General features: G+C 69.7%; 15 protein-coding genes. 4 read left to right on the top strand and 11 right to left on the bottom strand.

Annotation, left to right across the window (positions count from 1 at the left end; genetic code table 11):
- Positions 1–164 precede the first annotated feature (164 nt).
- The 4 genes from M9979_RS14375 to xseA all read right to left on the bottom strand — a co-directional run bounded on the left by M9979_RS14375 (position 165) and on the right by xseA (position 6,022).
- A complete protein-coding gene (locus M9979_RS14375) occupies positions 165–3,278 on the bottom strand; it encodes a TonB-dependent receptor domain-containing protein (protein WP_254290078.1) in 3,114 nt (1,037 codons plus the stop codon).
- Between the two features lie 279 nt (positions 3,279–3,557).
- The gene (locus tag M9979_RS14370; protein WP_254290047.1) at positions 3,558–4,394 is read right to left on the bottom strand and encodes a M23 family metallopeptidase; all 837 of its coding nucleotides are present in this window, start codon (positions 4,392–4,394) and stop codon (positions 3,558–3,560) included.
- Entirely contained in the window at positions 4,391–4,591 is a 201-nt protein-coding gene (locus tag M9979_RS14365; protein WP_254290046.1) for a DUF2093 domain-containing protein, read from the bottom strand. Before M9979_RS14365 ends, M9979_RS14370 begins: the two co-directional genes overlap by 4 nt.
- Before the next feature lie 15 nt (positions 4,592–4,606).
- A complete protein-coding gene (xseA, locus tag M9979_RS14360) occupies positions 4,607–6,022 on the bottom strand; it encodes an exodeoxyribonuclease VII large subunit (RefSeq protein WP_254290045.1) in 1,416 nt (471 codons plus the stop codon).
- Between xseA and purD the strand changes: the two genes are divergently transcribed.
- Positions 6,021–7,280 (top strand): phosphoribosylamine--glycine ligase, encoded by a 1,260-nt coding sequence (gene purD, locus M9979_RS14355; RefSeq protein ID WP_254290044.1) that lies wholly within the window; start codon positions 6,021–6,023, stop codon positions 7,278–7,280. The genes xseA and purD overlap by 2 nt on opposite strands.
- 249 nt (positions 7,281–7,529) lie before the next feature.
- On the opposite strand, the gene M9979_RS14350 is transcribed toward purD, so the two are convergent.
- Both M9979_RS14350 and tsaD read right to left on the bottom strand, forming a co-directional pair.
- Positions 7,530–8,504 (bottom strand): NAD(P)H-dependent glycerol-3-phosphate dehydrogenase, encoded by a 975-nt coding sequence (locus tag M9979_RS14350; protein ID WP_254290043.1) that lies wholly within the window; start codon positions 8,502–8,504, stop codon positions 7,530–7,532.
- Between the two features lie 109 nt (positions 8,505–8,613).
- Complete coding sequence (gene tsaD, locus M9979_RS14345) at positions 8,614–9,642, bottom strand: tRNA (adenosine(37)-N6)-threonylcarbamoyltransferase complex transferase subunit TsaD (RefSeq protein WP_254290042.1); 1,029 nt, start codon at positions 9,640–9,642, stop codon at positions 8,614–8,616.
- Positions 9,643–9,859: 217 nt separating this feature from the next.
- Between tsaD and hemC the strand changes: the two genes are divergently transcribed.
- The 3 genes from hemC to M9979_RS14330 are packed head-to-tail and all read left to right on the top strand — an operon-like array spanning position 9,860 to position 12,398.
- Entirely contained in the window at positions 9,860–10,774 is a 915-nt protein-coding gene (hemC, locus tag M9979_RS14340) for a hydroxymethylbilane synthase (RefSeq protein ID WP_254290041.1), read from the top strand.
- Positions 10,771–11,472 (top strand): uroporphyrinogen-III synthase, encoded by a 702-nt coding sequence (locus tag M9979_RS14335; RefSeq protein WP_254290040.1) that lies wholly within the window; start codon positions 10,771–10,773, stop codon positions 11,470–11,472. Before hemC ends, M9979_RS14335 begins: the two co-directional genes overlap by 4 nt.
- Entirely contained in the window at positions 11,469–12,398 is a 930-nt protein-coding gene (locus M9979_RS14330; RefSeq protein ID WP_254290039.1) for a hypothetical protein, read from the top strand. Before M9979_RS14335 ends, M9979_RS14330 begins: the two co-directional genes overlap by 4 nt.
- Positions 12,399–12,763: 365 nt before the next feature.
- Here the strand turns inward: M9979_RS14330 and M9979_RS14325 are convergent, their stop codons facing one another.
- The 5 genes from M9979_RS14325 to crtY form a co-directional block, all read right to left on the bottom strand.
- Positions 12,764–13,714 carry a phytoene/squalene synthase family protein gene (locus M9979_RS14325; RefSeq protein WP_254290077.1) on the bottom strand — a complete coding sequence of 317 codons (951 nt, stop codon included), beginning with the start codon at positions 13,712–13,714 and terminating at the stop codon, positions 12,764–12,766.
- The gene (locus M9979_RS14320; protein WP_254290038.1) at positions 13,704–14,285 is read right to left on the bottom strand and encodes an LOG family protein; all 582 of its coding nucleotides are present in this window, start codon (positions 14,283–14,285) and stop codon (positions 13,704–13,706) included. The genes M9979_RS14325 and M9979_RS14320 overlap by 11 nt, the downstream gene beginning before the upstream one ends.
- A gap of 38 nt (positions 14,286–14,323) precedes the next feature.
- On the bottom strand, positions 14,324–14,872 hold the full coding sequence (locus M9979_RS14315; RefSeq protein ID WP_254290076.1) for a septal ring lytic transglycosylase RlpA family protein: 549 nt from the start codon (positions 14,870–14,872) through the stop codon (positions 14,324–14,326).
- A 109-nt stretch (positions 14,873–14,981) separates the two neighbouring features.
- Positions 14,982–16,457, bottom strand: coding sequence for a phytoene desaturase (locus M9979_RS14310; protein WP_254290037.1), 1,476 nt, complete (start codon positions 16,455–16,457; stop codon positions 14,982–14,984).
- Positions 16,458–16,480: 23 nt separating this feature from the next.
- Positions 16,481–17,647, bottom strand: a complete 1,167-nt coding sequence (crtY, locus tag M9979_RS14305; protein WP_254290036.1) for a lycopene beta-cyclase CrtY — start codon at positions 17,645–17,647, stop codon at positions 16,481–16,483.
- Positions 17,648–17,814: the final 167 nt, after the last annotated feature.

The following is a 17,814-nucleotide window of genomic DNA, read 5'->3' as shown; positions in this document are numbered from 1 at the left end:
GCCTGTCGCAGTCCTCCGCTCCCGCCTGCATTGCGACAGGGGAGGCCGGCCGTTCGACAAGCCCGGGGCGAACGGGACGATGATTCATTCCGTTCTGATCGACAGACAAAAAAAGGGCGGCTCCGGTGGGAGCCGCCCTTTCCCGTTTTCCGAGGAGACGGGATTTAGAAGTTGAACTTCGCGCCGGCGCGATACTGACGGCCGAAGATGCCGTCGCCGCCCTGCACCGCGTTATACAGATACGCGCCATAGGTGACCGGATCGATCGGAGGCAGGCGGTTGAAGATGTTCAGCGCATTGACGTAGAACGTGAACTTGTCGTTGACCTTGAAGCTCGCGTTCGCATCCGCCGTGATGTAGCTCTTCACGCGGCAGCCGTAATAGGCCGGTGCCTGACCGCAATCCTTGTACGCGTCGCCCTGATCCATCGCCGACAGGTCGTAACCCGACGTGTAGTTGACGGTGCCGGTCAGCGCGAAATCGCCGAAGTCGAACGTGTTGACCCAGTTGCCCTTCCACTCGAACGTGCCCGAACCGGCCGTCAGGTTGAAGTTGCCGAGCGTGTCGACATAGGTCTGGCGGACACCGTCTACCGTCGTGCTCAGCTCGAGGATGAGGCTGGCATTAAGGTTGGTATTCCACTTGAACGACCCGAAGTCGACGAAGCCGTTGGCACCGAAATCGATGCCTTCCGACTTGATCGTCTGCGCGTTGATGAGCTGCGAGCGGACGAACGCGATCTTCGGCTTGGCGGTCGGGTTGTTGACGTCGACCGCATCCGGGATGACCTCGAAGCCCGCCGGGATCGCCGAACCGGCATAATAGGCCGCGATCGCCGGCGACAGATCCGGCGTGGTGATCGCGCCCGTCTTCTTGATGTTGTAGTAGTCGACGGTCAGCGACAGGCCGCGCACCGGCTCGACCTTGATGCCGCCGGTGAAGCTGCGCGACTTCTCGGGATCGAGGTTCGGCGAGGCCAGCGTGGTCTGCCCGATCGAGTAAGCGGTGATGTAGCCCGAGCAGTTGTTCGGCGTCGCCGCCGTACAGATCTGACCGGCGCCCGGATTGGTGCTGTACTGGCGCAGGAACGCCGCCGGGATGCCGTTGAGCGACTGCGTCACGTAACCCGTCGTGGGCAGGGCGTTCGCCTCACCGAACGAGGGGATGCGGAACCCGCGCGAGTAGGTGCCGCGCAGGCTGACCTGGCGGATCGGCTGGAAAAGCGCACCGAACTTCGGCGAGAAGGCGCTCTGCCCGCTCGAATAATGATCGTAGCGGCCCGATGCATTGACCGTCAGCTGATCGAAGATCGGCGCGTTGACCTCGTAGAAGGCCGACGAGACGGTACGATTGCCCTTGGTGCCGAAGGCGTTGAGGCGGAAGTAGCGCTGGGTCGGGCCGTTATAGTCGGCGTTGGCGCTCGGCGCATCGACCGCTTCGTAGAAGATCGATCCGCCGACCGCGACGCGCAGGTCGCCACCGGGCAGCGCGAACAGCGCCTTGCCGAGGGTGAACTGGGCCTGGACGAGGTCCGAGCTGTCGTCGGTGATGTTGGTCGGCGTCAGATAGTCGCGCACCGCCTGGCTGTTTTGCGACGGATTGACGAAGTTGTAGCTGCCGTCCTTGATGACGTCGAGCAGGTGCTGGATGTAGACGTAGCCGTTCTGCGTCAGGCGCAGGTCGGTATGCATCGCGGTCGCATCGAAGCGATAGTCGACGTCGTTGAGGATCGTGCCGTTGATGCCGAAGGCGGCACGATAGACGCGGCTGCGCGTCTGGTTCGATTCGCGCGAATCGGACAGCGTGCCGATGATCCGTGCGACCTGACCCTGCAACGCGTACGGGTTGTTCGGGTTGAACGTGCCGTTGGTCGCGTTGCACGCACCGACCGTGCTGCGCGGGCAGATGTACACCGGAAGCGCGAGGATCGCCGAATTGGGATCGATCGCAGGCGTCGCATTCTGCGAGGTCGAATATTGCGGGAAGAGAATGCCCGCCGGCGCGTTCGCGCGGATGATCGACGGCGTGCCGGTGTAGCTCGACGTCGCCTGCTGGAAGTTGACCTGCAGATAGGCTTCCGACGAATCACCGACCTTGGCGGTGAAGCGCGCCGAGGCACCGTAGCGCTCGATGTCCGGCGTCACGTTGCCGTACAGCTTCTGGCCATCGACCTGGCAGACGGTGCCGGGCGCGGTCGCGTTGATCGGCAGCGCCAGTTCGGCCGCAGTCGGGTTGTAGGGCGTGCCCACGCGGCAACCCGCTGCCGGATTGAGCAGCTGATACCGGCCGAGCGCCGTGGTGTTGGCGGCGTTGGCAGGACGCACGTAGAACGTCGGGGTCGTCGCGAAACCGTTGGTGAACTGGTTGTTCGCGTCGAGGCCGTTGGCGATGTTGTTCGGGCCGCAGACGGTGCTGCCGGTGCGGTTCGAACAGATGCCACGCTCGTCGCTCGTGTTGAACGGCGAGGGCAGCGACGCCGCCTTCACGCCTTCGCTGCGATAGTAGAAGCCGCTGACATAGGCGTTGTAGCCCTGCTCATCGAGGTCGCCGGTGCCGGCGGTCAGCGTCAGGCGCTGGTTGGCATTGTAGCCACGCTCGGAAATGCCCGCTTCCGCACGACCCGAGACGCCCTTCACCGAGCGCTTCGTGATGATGTTGACGACGCCCGCGATCGCATCCGCGCCGTAGCTCGACGATGCGCCGTCGCGCAGCACTTCGACCCGGTCGACGATGTCGTCGGGGATCGTGTTGAGATCGACGAAGTTGCGCGTGCCGTCGTCCGACAGCGGATAGTAAGCGGCGCGCAGGCCGTCGAACAGAACCAGCGTCGAGTTGGTCGACAGGCCGCGCAGCGACACCGACGATGCACCGCCGGCGAACGCGCCGTTGGCGGTGAACGAGTTGGTCAGCGCCGGGCCGTTGTTCGACGACAGCGCCTGGATACCGCCCTGCACGGTGTTGATGCCGCGCGCGTCGAGGTTCTCGGCGGTGATCGTCGACACCGGCGACGGGCCGACGTCCGCACCGCGGATGATCGATCCGGTGACGATGATGTCCGAACCGGTCGACTGATCGCCGGCGGTGGTTTCGGGCAGGACACCGGCATCGGCACGCGCTTCGGCGTTCTGCTGTGCGGCAGGAAGCGTATCCTGGGTCGCGGGCGGGGTCGACGGCGCTGCGCTGGTCTGGGCGACGGCGGCGCCGGCATAGAGGATGGCGAATGGCGTGACTGCGGCGAGCAGCGCGGCCTTACGCGTCGTACGGCTGAAAGTGGTCATCATGTTCCCTCGCTTGACCCGATCCCGGACCCGCTGTGGCGGTAACCATGGACAGGTTTTGCCAAGCCCCTTTGAGCCGCGGCGCGACCCTCAAGAGACATGGGTCAGGAATGAAGGGCGCAATTCTGACTGTAAACCTGTCATTCCGGCCCGATGCCCGTTTGTGATCGGGTGTCGCCAAAATGACACAACCGTTGCCCTTGTTTCCACTTGGCGGTCGATGTTCCGGCCCGATTTTGCGGCACCGCAGCACGAACTGCCCGTTCGACGGGCAGCGTGTCACCGTTCCGGCATCGCCCCCGCCACCAGCAGCGGGTCGAGCCGGGCGTCGCGCCAGCGCAGGCTCCAGTGCAGGTGCGGCCCCGTCGCGCGGCCGGTCATGCCGACCGCGCCGATCGGCTGGCCCTGGCGGACGTGGTCGCCGGGCCGCACGTCGATACGCGACAGGTGGAGGAAGGCGCTGTTGAGGCCCATGCCATGGTCGATCATCAGGAGGTTGCCCTCCAGTGTGAAGGGCGCGGTGGCGGCGAGGACCACCACGCCGTCGGCCGGCGCCACCACCGGCGCGCCGGTCGGCAGCGCGATGTCGGTGCCCGAATGATAGGCGCCCGGTTCGCCGCGATAGATGCGTTGCGCGCCGAACAGGCCGGAGATGCGCCCGGTCGCGGGCCAGACGAAGCGCTGGCGCCAGCCGGTCGCGTCGGTCGCCTGCGCGCGGGCGGCGGCGATCTGCGCGAGTTCGCCGGGGCGGCGTTGCGCCATCACCGGATCGGGGACGGGAAAGCGCGGCAGCGTGTTCAGCCGCTCGATCCGCCACGCGCGCGGGGCGACGGCGAGCGGCTGAACGATGCGGCGGCCATCGGCGAGCGTCGCTTCGAGCCGCGCGGCGGGGCCGGCGTCACGGTCGAAGCCGGCGACGAACTGGCCGGCGGCGAGCGTTAGCGGCTGGCCGTCGAGCGTGACGGCGATGCTGCCGGCGGGCGCGGTGCCGGCGATCAGCCCGCCCTGCGTCGGCGTGCCGGTCCAGCGGAATGCGGTCGCGGCGACCGGCGGGGTCTGCGGAGCGGCGGCGACGCTGCCCAGGACGAGCGCGAGCGGCAGCAGCGCGGCCTTCATCGCGGGCGGAGCGCCTCGCTGGCGAGGTGCGCGCTGGCATAGGCCTCCTGCCGCGCGACGCTCCAGTAGCGCAGGCCGTCGAGCGGGATGCGCGCGCCGCTGACGCCGCAGACGACATGGTCGCCGGGGCTGAGCACGCGAAAGCCGTTGGCCATGTAATGGAGCCGCGCCGGGCGATCGGAATTGGAAACGAGCATCGTCAAGTGTCCGTGTCAGAGCAGCGTCGGCTGGTCGGGCTTGGGGGCGACATAGGCGCGCGCCGGCTTGCGCTCAACCTTCGCCGGCGGCGCCGGTTCGGGCGCACGATCGCCGACGGTCGCATCGACGCTGCCGTCGCGGAAGCGAAGCGTCACCGCGCCCGCGTCGCGCACCGCTGCCGCCGAGGACAGCGTCGCGCCACCGCGCGCGGTGACGCGGGCATAGCCGCGGTCGAGCACCGCATCGGGGTTGAGCGACTGCACCAGCCGCCACGTCGCCGCCAGCCGGTCACGGTTGCGGTCGACCTGCTGCTGCAGCACCGCCGGGCGCAGCGCACCGGCGGAGCGGTCGAGCTGGCCGCGCGCCAGCGTCACGCGCCGTTCGAGCCCGCGGTCGAGCCGCTGGCCGGCATCGTCGGCGCGCTGGCGCTGCGGCCCGAGCAACGCGTCGCGCCTGGGCAGGAGCCGGGCGAGACCGGTCAGCTGCTCGCGGCCGCGCTCGACATAGCGGTTGGCGCAGCGCTGCGTGCGCGAGGCATGGCTCTGGATCGTATAGCGCAGGTCGGCGAGCACCGGCACCGCCAGCTCCGCCGCCGCGGTCGGAGTCGGCGCGCGCAGGTCGGCGGCGAAGTCGCACAAGGTCGTGTCGGTCTCGTGCCCGACCGCGGAGATGATCGGGATGCGGCAATCGGCGACGGCGCGGACGACGACCTCTTCGTTGAACGCCCACAGATCCTCGATCGACCCGCCGCCGCGCGCGACGATGACGAGGTCGGGGCGCCGCACCGGGCCGTCTACGGGCATGGCATCGAAGCCGCGCACCGCCGCGGCGATCTCCTCCGCCGCGCCCTGCCCCTGCACCTTGACCGGCCAGACGAGGACATGCGTCGGGCAGCGGTCCTCGAGCCGGTGGAGGATGTCGCGGATCACCGCGCCGGTCGGCGAGGTGACGACGCCGATCGTCTGCGGCAGGTATGGCAGGCGCTGCTTGCGCGAGGCCTCGAACAGCCCCTCGCCGGCGAGCTTGGCCTTCAGTTTCTCGAACAGCGCCATCAGCGCGCCGGCGCCGGCGAGCTCCATCCGTTCGATGACGATCTGGTATTTGGAGCGCCCGGGATAGGTGGTGAGCTTGCCGGTGGCGATCACCTCGATCCCGTCCTGCGCCGCGAAGGCGAGTGCGTTCGCCGCGCCCTTCCACATCACGCCGTCGATCACCGCGCTGTCGTCCTTCAGCGCAAGGTAGACGTGGCCCGAGGTCGCGCGCTTGTAGCCCGATATCTCGCCGCGCAGGCGGACGTGGCCGAATTCGCCCTCGACCATCCGCTTCAGCTTGAAGCTGAGTTCGCCGACCGACATGGCGAGCGCGTTGTCGCCGGGGCGCTCCTCGGCTAGCAGCCGGGCGTCATCGGTATCGGATAGGAACTCTGGCATGAACGTCCTGCTGCTGGGATCAGGCGGCCGCGAACACGCTCTGGCGTGGAAACTGGCGCAATCGCCTGCCCTCGATACGCTCTATGCCGCGCCTGGCAACCCCGGCATCGCAGCGCATGCGACGTGCGTCGCGCTGGACGCGACGGATCATGCCGCGGTGGTCGCCTTCGTGCAGGGACACGCCATCGGGCTGGTGGTGATCGGGCCGGAGGCGCCGCTGGTCGATGGCCTCGCCGACAGTTTGCGCGCGGCGGACGTGCCGGTGTTCGGACCCGGCAAGGCGGCGGCGCAGCTGGAGGGGTCGAAGGGCTTCACCAAGGACCTGTGCCGCCGTGCCGACATTCCGACCGCGGGCTATGTCCGGGTGAACAACCGGGCGGAGGCGGAGGCGGCGCTGGCGAGCACCTTCAGCTATCCGGTGGTCATCAAGGCGGACGGCCTCGCCGCGGGCAAGGGCGTGGTGATCGCGATCAGCGAGGCCGAAGCCGCCGCGGCGTTCGACACGATGTTCGAGGCTGGCGACGCGCCGGTGGTGCTCGAGGAGTTCCTCGACGGCGAGGAGGCGAGCCTGTTCGTGCTGACCGACGGCGTCACGCTGCTCCCGTTCGGCAGCGCGCAGGACCACAAGCGCGTCGGCGAGGGCGACACCGGCCCCAACACCGGCGGCATGGGCGCGTACAGTCCGGCGCCGGTGCTCACCCCGGCGCTGGAACGGCGTGCGATCGACGAGATCGTCGCGCCGACGGTCAAGGCGCTGGCCGACGAGGGCACGCCGTTCAGCGGGGTGCTCTACGCCGGGCTGATGCTGACCGCGACGGGCCCCAAGCTGATCGAATATAATGCGCGGTTCGGCGATCCCGAATGCCAGGTGCTGATGGCGCGTTTCCGCGGCGACCTGCTCGCGGTGATGCTGGCGGTGGCGCAGGGGCGGCTCGCGGACCTGCCCGCGGCGGACTTTTCGGACGAAGTCGCGATGACGGTGGTGCTGGCGGCGGCGGGCTATCCCGGTACGCCCAGGGTCGGCGGTGCGATCCGCGGCATCGACGCGGCGGAAGCAACCGGCGCGACCGTGTTCCAGGCGGGCACGCGGCGGGATGGCGATACGCTCGTCGCGGCCGGCGGGCGGGTGTTGGCGGTGACGGCGACCGGTTCGGATATCCGGTCGGCGCGTGATGCGGCGTATCGCGGGGTGGATGCGATCGACTTCGCGGATGGCTTCTGCCGGCGCGACATCGGGTGGCGTGAACTGGCAAGGTAGCTTTGATTTTCACGCGAAGACGCGAAGACGCGAAGAGAAGAAGGTTTGTTCACGCGGAGACGCGGAGGCGCGGAGAAGAAGAGCATGCCGCGTCAGCGGCTTCAGTGCTTCCGCCATGAGGCTGACTAGACGCTTCGCGTCAATGACAACATCTCTGCGCCTCTGCGCGCATATTCTTCTTCTTCTCCGCGCCTCCGCGTCTCCGCGTGAATCCACTTTCTCTTCGCGCCTTAGCGTCTTCGCGTGAAATCACACTTCCTGCCGCAACGGCCGCGCCAACAGCGCGTCGATCACCTCACGCACCGGCGCGCCCTCCAGCAGGCGGCAGACCGCGGCGGTGACGGGCATATCGACGTCTGCCTCCGCTGCCGCCTCGCGGAGCACGGGGGCGGTGAAGGCACCCTCCGCCACGGTGCGGCGATCGGCGAGCAATTCGGCGGCCGCCCTGCCTTGCCCCAATCCCAGCCCGAGCGAGAAATTGCGGCTGCTGGTCGACGAACAGGTGAGGACGAGGTCGCCCAGCCCGGACAGGCCGGCCAGCGTTTCCGCGCGCGCGCCGCGGGCGAGGCCGAAGCGCGTCATCTCGGCGAAACCGCGCGCGATCAGTGCCGCGCGCGCATTCTGGCCCAGGCCGGCACCCTCGACCACGCCGCAGGCGATCGCGAGCACGTTCTTGACCGCGCCGCCGATCTCCGCACCCACGACGTCGCGGCTGGCATAGGGCCGGAAATGCGGCGCGGCGAGCCGCTCCGACAGCGCCGAGCCGAGCGCCTCGTCGGCGACCGCCAGCGTCACCGCGGTGGGCAAGCCCGCCGCCACCTCATGCGCGAAGGTCGGGCCGGAGAGCACCGCGACGGGGGCCTGCGGATGCACCTGCCGCGCGACCTCGCCGACGAGGCTACGGGTGCCCGCCTCGATCCCCTTGGCGCACAGCACCAGCGGGCGGGTACCGACGTCGATTTGCGCCAGCACGCCGCGGACATGCTGCGCCGGCGCGACGACGAGCAGCGCGTCGCTGGTCGCCAGATCGGCGAAGTCGGCGGTCGCGCGGATCGACGGCGACAGCGGTACGCCCGCCAGGAACAGGCGGTTCTCATGGGCTCCGTTGATCCCCTCGACCACCTCCGGCTCGCGCGCCCAGAGCGTGACGTGCTCGCCGCGATGCGCCGCGACCTGCGCGAGCGCGGTGCCCCACGCGCCGCCGCCGATGACGCCGATCTTCATGCCTTGCTCCCCAGATGATCCGACCATCCCTGCCGTTCGCCCTGAGCCTGCCGAAGGGCATTGGCACTCCGATCCCTCGACGAACTCGGGGCGAACGGTGTGCGGGAGGTCATGCCTTCACCCCCGCACCACGCACCGCTTCCGCGTCAGGATCGAGCGGCCAGCGCGCCCGCGCCGGCGTGTCGAGCGGATCGGTCAGCCCCGCGGCGAAGCGCTCCGCCCCCGCCCAGGCGATCATCGCGGCATTGTCGGTGCACAGCCACAAGGGCGGCGCGACGAAGCGCAGGCCGTTGGCGGTGGCGAGCTCCTGCAACGCCGCGCGCACCGCGCCGTTCGCGGCGACGCCGCCGGCGACGACCAGCGCGGTCGCCTCGATTCCCGCGATGCCGCGTCGCGTCCGGTCGATCAGGCAATCGACCACCGCCGCCTGGAACGAGGCGGCGATATCCTCGGGTGCGTGATGGCCGACCGCGCGCGCGACCGCGCTCTTGAGGCCGGCGAAGGAGAAATGCGGTTCGCTCGATCCCTTCAGCGGCCGCGGCAGCGGCACGATCGCGCGGCCGAGTGCGGCGGCCTGTTCCACCTTCGGCCCGCCGGGAAAGCCGAGGCCGAGCAGCTTGGCGGTCTTGTCGAACGCCTCGCCCGCAGCGTCGTCGATCGTCGTCGCGAGCCGGCGATAGCGCGCGACCCCCTCGACCAGCAGCAGCTGGCAATGTCCGCCCGAGACGAGCAGCAGCAGATAGGGGAATTGCAGATCGGGATCGGACAGCCGCGGGCTGAGCGCATGGCCCTCAAGATGGTTGACCGCGACCAGCGGCTTGCCCGCGGCATGCGCGAGCGCCTTGCCGGTGACGAGGCCCACCATGACCCCGCCGATCAGCCCCGGGCCGGCGGTGGCGGCGATCGCATCGACCTGATCGAGCCGCAGGCCCGCATCGGCGAGCGCCGCCGCGACCAGCGGCTCGAGCGCCTCGACATGCGCGCGCGCGGCGATTTCGGGGACGACGCCGCCGAACGGCGCGTGCGCTGCCTCCTGCCCCGCGAGGCGGTGGCTCAGCACCTGACGGTCGCTGGTGACGAGTGCGGCGGCGGTCTCGTCGCACGAGGATTCGAGGCCGAGGATGATCCGGGGGGGCATCTTCGCGTCCTTACTCCCGTTGCCGGAGGTTGTCGAAGGGCCCCGGTTTCGGCCATGGGCGGGCACAGGGTTCATGTCACCCTCACCCTTCCGCGGCTTTGCCGCTCCCTCCCTCTCCCATCGGGAGAGGGAAGAGGCGCCGCAGGGTTCCCATGAAAGTCCTACTTTCATGGGGTCCCGAAGGCGACGATAGGGTGAGGGTGACGCGGGAGTGACGATGGCGATCAATTTCAGGCTGGGTACGCGGGGATCGCCGCTGGCGCTGACGCAGGCGGGGATGGTGCGCGACGCGCTGTGTGCGGCGCACGGCTGGCGCGCGGAGGAGGTGGCGCTGGTCGTCATCCGCACCACCGGCGACCGCGTGCAGGACCGCCCGCTCGCCGAGATCGGCGGCAAGGCGCTGTGGACCAAGGAGCTCGACCGCGCGCTTCTCGACGACGAGATCGACGCCGCGGTCCATTCGATGAAGGACGTCGAGACGATCCGGCCGGCCGCGATCCGCATCGCCGCGATGCTGCCGCGCGCCGACGTGCGCGACCGGCTGATCGGTGCGGAGAGCATCGCCGCGATCGCCGCGGGGGCAGTCGTCGGCACCAGCTCGCCGCGGCGGCGCGCGCAATTGCTGCGGCTGCGCCCCGACCTCAATGTCGTGATCTTCCGCGGCAACGTCGACACGCGGCTCGCCAAGCTGGCGGCGGGCGAGGCGGATGCGACGCTGCTCGCCGCGGCGGGACTCGACCGGCTGGGCCGCGACGGCATCGGCCGCGCGATCCCAACCGACGTGATGCTCCCCGCCCCGGCGCAGGGCGCGGTGGGGATCGAGGTGCGCAGCGACGACACCCGCGCCGCGACGATCGTCGGGAAAATCGACGATGCCGCGACCAGCGCCTGCGTGCTCGCCGAGCGCGCGTTGCTCGCCGGGCTCGGCGGCGACTGCCATTCGCCGATCGCGGCGCTGGCGGCGCTGTCGGGCGAGATGCTGACGCTGCGCGCCGAACTGCTCGCCGAGGACGGCAGCCTGTTCGTCGAGGGCAATGGCGAGGGCACCGACGGCGCGCTCGTCGCCGCCGAACTCGCTGCCGACCTGCTCGACCGCGCGCCCGACGTGGTGCGGCGCCTGTTCAACCCGTGAGCGCCGCCCGTTCCTGGGGCCTGCTCGTCGTCCGTCCGGAGCCGGGCAACACCCGCACGGTGGCGCGACTGCGCAGCGGTGGTGGCGACGTCGCGAGCCTGCCGCTCTTCGCCGCGGCGCCGGTGGCGTGGGAGGTGCCCGACCCGGTGCACTTCGACGCGCTGTTGCTGACCAGCGCCAATGCGGTGCGCCACACGGGCGATGGCCTCGCGCGACTGGCGACGCTGCCGGTCATCGCGGTCGGGGCGGAGACGGCGGCGGTCGCGCAGGCGGCCGGGCTCGGCATCGCGGTGACCGGCGACGGCGGCATCGCCGACGCGCTCGCCGCCGCGGCGCGCGCCGGGCTGCACCGGCCGCTGCATCTCGCCGGCCGGGAGCATATGCCGAGCGGCCACCCGACCGCGATCGTCTATGCCAGCGCCGACGTCGCCGCCGATCCTCACGATTTCGCCACGCTGGCGAGCGGACGCATCGTGCTGCTCCATTCGGTTCGCGCCGCACGGCGAGTCGCCGGGCTGGTCGCCGACACCCGGCAAGCCACGGGAATCGCTGCCTTGAGCCCCGCGATCCGTGCCGCCGCGGGCGACGGCTGGGCGCTCGCACTGACCGCCGCGATGCCGACCGATGCCGCGCTATGTGCCATGGCGCTCGAACGGGCGATTGACCCTGCGGCGGGGGGCGGGGATAAGAGGCCATGACCGACGTCCAGCCGATCGACGCGACCGCCAGGCGTGGGACCCGAACCGGCGTGTTCCTGGCGATCATCGCGCTGGCGTTCGTCGCGGGTGCGGTGCTGACCGTCTATCTGATGCGCAACGTGTCATGGCTGGGCGGATCGGCGCCGGCGACGAAGGTGGTGCAGCCCGAACCGACCAGCTTCAACCCCGCACAGCCGCTCAACGCCAGCGGCGAGCGCGTCAACGCGACGCTCGACCCCGCCGCGCTCGCCTCGCGCGAGGCGACGCTCGCCGGGCAGCTGACCGCGCTGGAGGCGCGCACCGCGACGGTGACCAGCGATGCCGCCGCCGCCGCGGCGCAGGCGGGCCGCGCCGAGGGACTGCTCGTCGCCTTCGCCGCGCGCCGCGCGCTCGATCGCGGCGTCGGCCTGGGCTATCTCGAAGAGCAGCTGCGCACCCGCTTCGGCACCGTACAGCCCCGCGCGATCGCCTATGTCATCGACGCCGCGCGCCAGCCGGTGACGCTGGAGGACCTGCGCCAGGGGCTGGAGGCGATCGCCCCCGATATCGCGACGGTCAGCAGCGACGGCTGGTGGCGCAGCCTGCGCCGCGAGCTCGGCGGGCTGGTCGTGCTGCGCGAGGCGGGCACGCCCTCCCCGCGCCCCTCCGACCGGCTGGCGCGCGCGCGGCGGCTGCTCGAGGGCGGGCAGGTCGAGGCGGCGCGCGCCGAGGTCGCCCGGCTGCCGGGCGCGGGCGATGCCGGTAACTGGATGCAGGCCGCCGACCGCTACGTGATGGCGCGCCACGCGCTCGACCTGATCGAAAGCGCGGCGATCCTTGGGCAGGCGAGCAAGCCCCCGATCGCCGGGGCCGCGCCCGCCCCCGAACTGACGACCGTCCCCGAGGCGACGTCGAATACGGAAGAGACGACCTCCGTCGGGATGTGATGCCCCCAACCCGGCTTCGACAGGCTCAGCCTGAACGGTGGGATGGGGTGGCGTCGAACCACTCAACCCGTTCGTGCTGAGCCTGTCGAAGCACCGGTGTGTTTCGATGCCCTTCGACGGTGATCTGGTGGATCGACATCCATCATCGGCGAGGATCGTCGCGAAGACTATTCAAGAAGATGGTTCGCGCAGAGGCGCAGAGAGCGCGGAGGTGGCGTACCCGGCGCCATCGGCGCCTTTCACCAAGCAGCAGCAGAAACGAAAGAAACGAAACGCTGCCGCGCATCCAGCCCTTCTCTGCGTCCTCCGCGCCTCTGCGCGAACCATCCTTCTTCGCGTCTTCGCGCGAACGGAACAGCTGCGCGCTACGCCCGCGGCCGGGTCCATAAATCAGGATCACGCGACACCTCGATCAGCTCATGCCGCCCCCGCGCCTCGAACGCCGCTCGCGCGATGAAGCCGATCTTTTCCGTCTTCGACGTCGATACCCGGCTGTTCCACGCCGCCGCCCCCCGCGCCGCGACCTTCCGCCCGATCGTCCCATAGATCCGCGCCGCCGCCAGCACCGCCCAGGCCGACCGGAACGACAGCGCGCGCGTGCCGATCCACGCACTCGCCTCGAACTGCGCGGCACGGTCGGTCAGCCGCCGCGCAAGGACGGCGAGCGCTCCGCGATGCTCGGGCGCCATCACCGCGTCGGTCGCGATCCCCATCTCCGCCAGCCACGCGCCCGGCAGATAGCAGCGCCCGCCGCGCGCATCCTCGTCGACATCGCGCGCGATATTGGCGAGCTGGAACGCCATGCCGAGGTCGCACGCGCGGTCGAGCACCGCCTCGTCCTCGGGCGAGACCCCCATCACCACCGCCATCATGCAGCCGACGATGCCGGCGACATGGTAGCAATAGGTGAGCAGGTCATCCTCGCTCCACGGCCGCCAGCCGTCGCCGTCGAGGCGGAACCCCTGGATCAGATCGTGCGCGAAGCGGTGCGGCAACCGCGTCTCCGCCGCGACGATGCGCAGCGCGTCGAACGCCGGCTCGCCGATCACCTGCCCGGCCAGCGCCGCATCGGTCAGTGCCGCCATCGCCGCGATCCGCTGCGGCGCGTCCTCGACCACGCGCAGGTCGTGGCCGTGATCCTGCCCGTCGGCGATATCGTCGCAGGCACGGCACCAGGCATAGAGCAGCCACGCGCGCTCCCGCGTCGCGCGGTCGAACAACAGGCTCGCCGTGGCGAAGCTCTTCGATCCGCGCGCGATCGATTCGTGCGCGGTCGCAATGATAGCGTCGCGCGTCGGGATCGCGTCAGAGGTCAGACGTCTTCATCCGCACGATCGGCTGCGTCGGCACGTGGCGCTCCATCTTCGCCAGCAGCCCGTCGAGGGTATTATCGACGATCAGCAGGTCGCGATGCTGCGGCCGCAGGAAACCGACCTCGGCGGACTTCTCCCAGAAGGCGATCAGATGATCGTAATAGCCCGCGACGTTGAGCAGCCCGACCGGATCGGCGTGATAGCCGAGCTGCGCCCACGACAGCGCCTCCCACAATTCGTCCATCGTCCCCGTACCGCCGGGGATGGTGACGAAGCCATCGGCCAGATCGGTGAACGCCGCCTTGCGCGCATGCATGCCGCTGACGACGTGCAATTCGGTAAGCCCGCGATGCGCGACCTCGGCATCGACCAGCGCCTGCGGGATCACGCCGATCACCTCGCCGCCCGCCGCCAATGCGCTGTCGGCGATCGCCCCCATCAGCCCCAGCCGCCCGCCGCCATAGACGACGCCGATCCCCCGCTCGGCAAGCGTGCGCCCGATCGCGCGGGCGGATTCGATATAGACGGGGTCGGCGGGCGTGGCGGAGCCGCAATAGATGGCAAGGCGTTTCATCGCGCCGCCGCTACGCCGATGCGCGCCATGCGGCAAGGTCAACGCGGGCTCGTCTGCCAGCGGTAGCGCATTGCGGCGAGGTCCGCCGCCGACGCATCGGGCCGCGGCGCCGCCGGTCTGCCCCTGCGCAGCGCCACGCGATCGCGCTCGGGCGGGTCGACCCGCCGCACCCGCACCGCCGCCTGCCCCACCGCGCGGATGCCGAGCAGATCGGCGGCACCGCGCGACAGATCGACGATCCGGCCGGCCACGAACGGCCCGCGATCGTTGACTCGGACGAGGATCGTCCGACCGGTCTCCAGCGAGGTCACCTCGACATAGCTCGGCAGCGGCAGCGTGGTATGCGCGCCGCTGATCGCCTTCGCGCGGAACGCCTCGCCATTGGCGGTACGATTGCCCGATTCGCCGCCATACCAGCCGGCGAACCCCAGGGCGTCGTAACCGGGCGCTGGCGCCGGCGTGTAGGTGACGCCGCGGACGCTATACGGCCGCCCGATCTTGACCGGAAAATCGCTCACCGCGCGGCCACCGCAGGAGGCGAGCGAGAGGAGCAACGCCAAGCCCAAGCCTCTCCCCACCTTCGTCATCCCCGCGCAGGCGGGGATCCATACTGGCTGACGCATCGGCTCCATCACCACGTTCAGCGACTATGGATTCCCGCCTGCGCGGGAATGACGAAGAAGTGGTGGAGGTGGGTCACCGCCCACCCAACATCAGCGCCGCGGTCGCCTTCGCACTCCCCACCACCCCCGGAATACCCGCCCCCGGATGCGTCCCCGCACCGACGAAATACAGGTTCGGGATATGGTCGTCGCGATTGTGAACGCGGAACCAGGCGCTCTGCGTCAGGATCGGCTCCAGGCTGAACGCGCTGCCCAGGTGCGCGTTGAGATCGGCAGCGAAGTCGTTCGGCGCATAGCTGAACTTGGTAACGATCCGCTCGTGGATATCCGGGATCAGCCGCCGCCCGACCTCGTCGAGGATGCGCTTCTCCAAGATGGGCCCGACCTCGTCCCAGTCGACCGGGAACTTGCCCATGTGCGGCACCGGGGCGAGCGCGTAGAAGGTCGAATGCCCCTCGGGCGCCATCGACGGATCGGTGACGGTCGGGTGGTGGAGGTAGAGCGAGAAATCCTGGCTCAACACGCCATGGTCGTAGATATCCTCGAGCAGCCCCTTATAACGCGGGCCGAACAGGATCATGTGGTGCGGAATGCCCGGCCACGCGCCCTTGATGCCGAAATGGACGACGAACAGCGACGGCGAATAGCGCTTCTTTTCGAGGGACGCCCTGGTCCGCTGCGCGCTGCGCGACGTCGACAGCAGGTCGCGATAGGTGTGCATGATGTCGCTGTTCGCCGCGACCGCATCGGCCTCCGCGCTCCAGCCGCTCTCGCACCGCACGCCCGTCACCCGGTCGCCGAGCGTATCGATGCTCGCGATCGGATCGCCCAAGCGCAGCGTGCCGCCGATCCGCTGGAACTGCGCGACCAGCCCCGCGACCAGCCGGTTGGTCCCGCCTTTCGCGAACCACACGCCCCCGTCGCGCTCCAGCTTGTGGATCAGCGCATAGATCGCACTCGTCGTCATCGGATTGCCGCCGACCAGCAGCGTGTGGAACGACAGCGCCTCGCGCAGTTTCTCGTTCTTCACGAACTTCGACACGATCGAATAGACCGACCGCCACGCCTGGTATTTGGCCAGCGCCGGCGCCGCCTTCACCATCGACGCGAAGTCGAGGAAGGCGACATGGCCGAGCTTCTCATACCCCTCGTGATAGACGCCCTCGGCATATTCGAGGAACTTGGCGTAACCGGCGATATCGGCGGGATCGAGCTTGCCGATCTCGCGATGCAGCAGCGCCTCGTCGTTGGTATAGTCGAAATTGGTGCCGTCGGGCCAGTTGAGCCGGTAGAAGGGGGTGACCGGCTCGAGGGTCACGTCCTCCGCCATGTCGCGCCCGGTCAGCGCCCACAATTCCTGCAGGCAGGCGGGATCGGTGATGACCGTCGGCCCGGCATCGAAGGTGAAGCCGTCGCGTTCCCAATAATAGGCGCGCCCGCCCGGCTTGTCGCGCGCCTCGACGATCGTCGTCGCCACGCCGGCCGATTGTAGCCGGATACCCAGCGCCAGCCCGCCGAACCCTGCCCCGATGACGATCGCCGACTTCATTGCCTGTTCCATTCGTTGGTGGCTCAACGCCACGCGGTCGTTCTGAGGACCCGGATCGCCCGCCCCACCGGCACCGGCGGCTTGCCGGTCAGGATGCGTGCCTTGTCCTTGAGGCTCGACCGCCCCGCATAGAAGCGGGTGATGAGCATCGGGTCCAGCCGGTAGAAGCGCTCGATGATGCGCCAGCGTTCCGCCGGTTCGCCCGCGCGGAACATCATCGCGCCGAGCATGCGGTAGAATGCGCCGCGTTTCCACGCCGCGCGGGCGTAATCATGGGTGAAGCGCGCGAGCGCCGCCCCCGACAGATCGCTCTCCGCCGCCAGCCGCACCGCGAGGCGCACCGCATCGGGCAACGAATAGCCGGTGGCGGGCTGGAACAGCCCCGCGCGCATCCCCGCCTTGGCGATTCCGCCGCCGGTCGAGCGCCAATAGGCGTCGAAATCGCCCCCCAGCGTGATCGGCAGCACGCCGGCCTCGCCACGCACGACACCGGTCACGTCCCAGCCGCGCGCCCTCGCATAATCGGCGATGCGCACGCCGATCGCCGCGCCGTCCAGATCGGGGGTATCGCTGTAATAGGTGTCCTCGACGAACATGCGGCGCTCGCCAAAGGGCAGGCAATAGATGAAGCGATAGCCGTCGATCTGTTCGACCGTCGCGTCCATCACCCGCGGCCGGTCGATCCCGTGCGGCGCGGCCAGCGCCAGTTCCTGCCCGACGAACTTCTGCCAGCCGAGGTCGAGCGTCGACAGGTCGCCCGGCCCGCGCGCGTCGATCACCCCCTTCGCCTCGACCCGGTCGCCATCGGCGAGCACCACCGCGGTCGCCGACGCGGCGAGCACCTTGCGCCCCAGCATGACCGCGTCCGCGGGCAACGCGCCCCGCACCACCGCGTCGAACCGCTCGCTGGTCAGCGAATAATAGGTCGCATCGACGTCGCGCGACAGATGCGGAAAGGCGACGTCATAGCCGCGCCAGCCATGCACCACCAGCGGCGCGACCAGCCAGCGGTCGCCCTCCACGACGTCGCTGCCGAAGAACGACCAGACATGGTCGCCGCCCAGGCTCGCGCCGGCCTCGACGATGCGGATGTCGAGGTCGGGCCGCTTCGCCTTGAGCGCGAGCGCGATCAGCCCGCCGGCAAGCCCACCGCCGACGATCGCCAGGTCGCAAGGGATCGTCGTACCCATCGCGTCCGCGCCTAGCCCAAAGCGACGCCCGCGAGAACCGGTTTCGGTCGGTAGCGGGGATGGAGAGAGGATGGGGTCGCGCAGAGGCGCGGAAGACGCGGACGTGTATAGGCCCGGGCAAATGGCGATCCGGCCAAGGATGGTGACCTCAAACAACCCCCGTTCGT

The sequence above is a fragment of the Sphingomonas liriopis genome (assembly GCF_024211255.1).
Classification (GTDB): domain Bacteria; phylum Pseudomonadota; class Alphaproteobacteria; order Sphingomonadales; family Sphingomonadaceae; genus Sphingomonas; species Sphingomonas liriopis.
The sequence above is the reverse complement of the archived record's forward strand: the minus strand, read 5'-3'. Positions and strand labels throughout refer to the sequence as shown.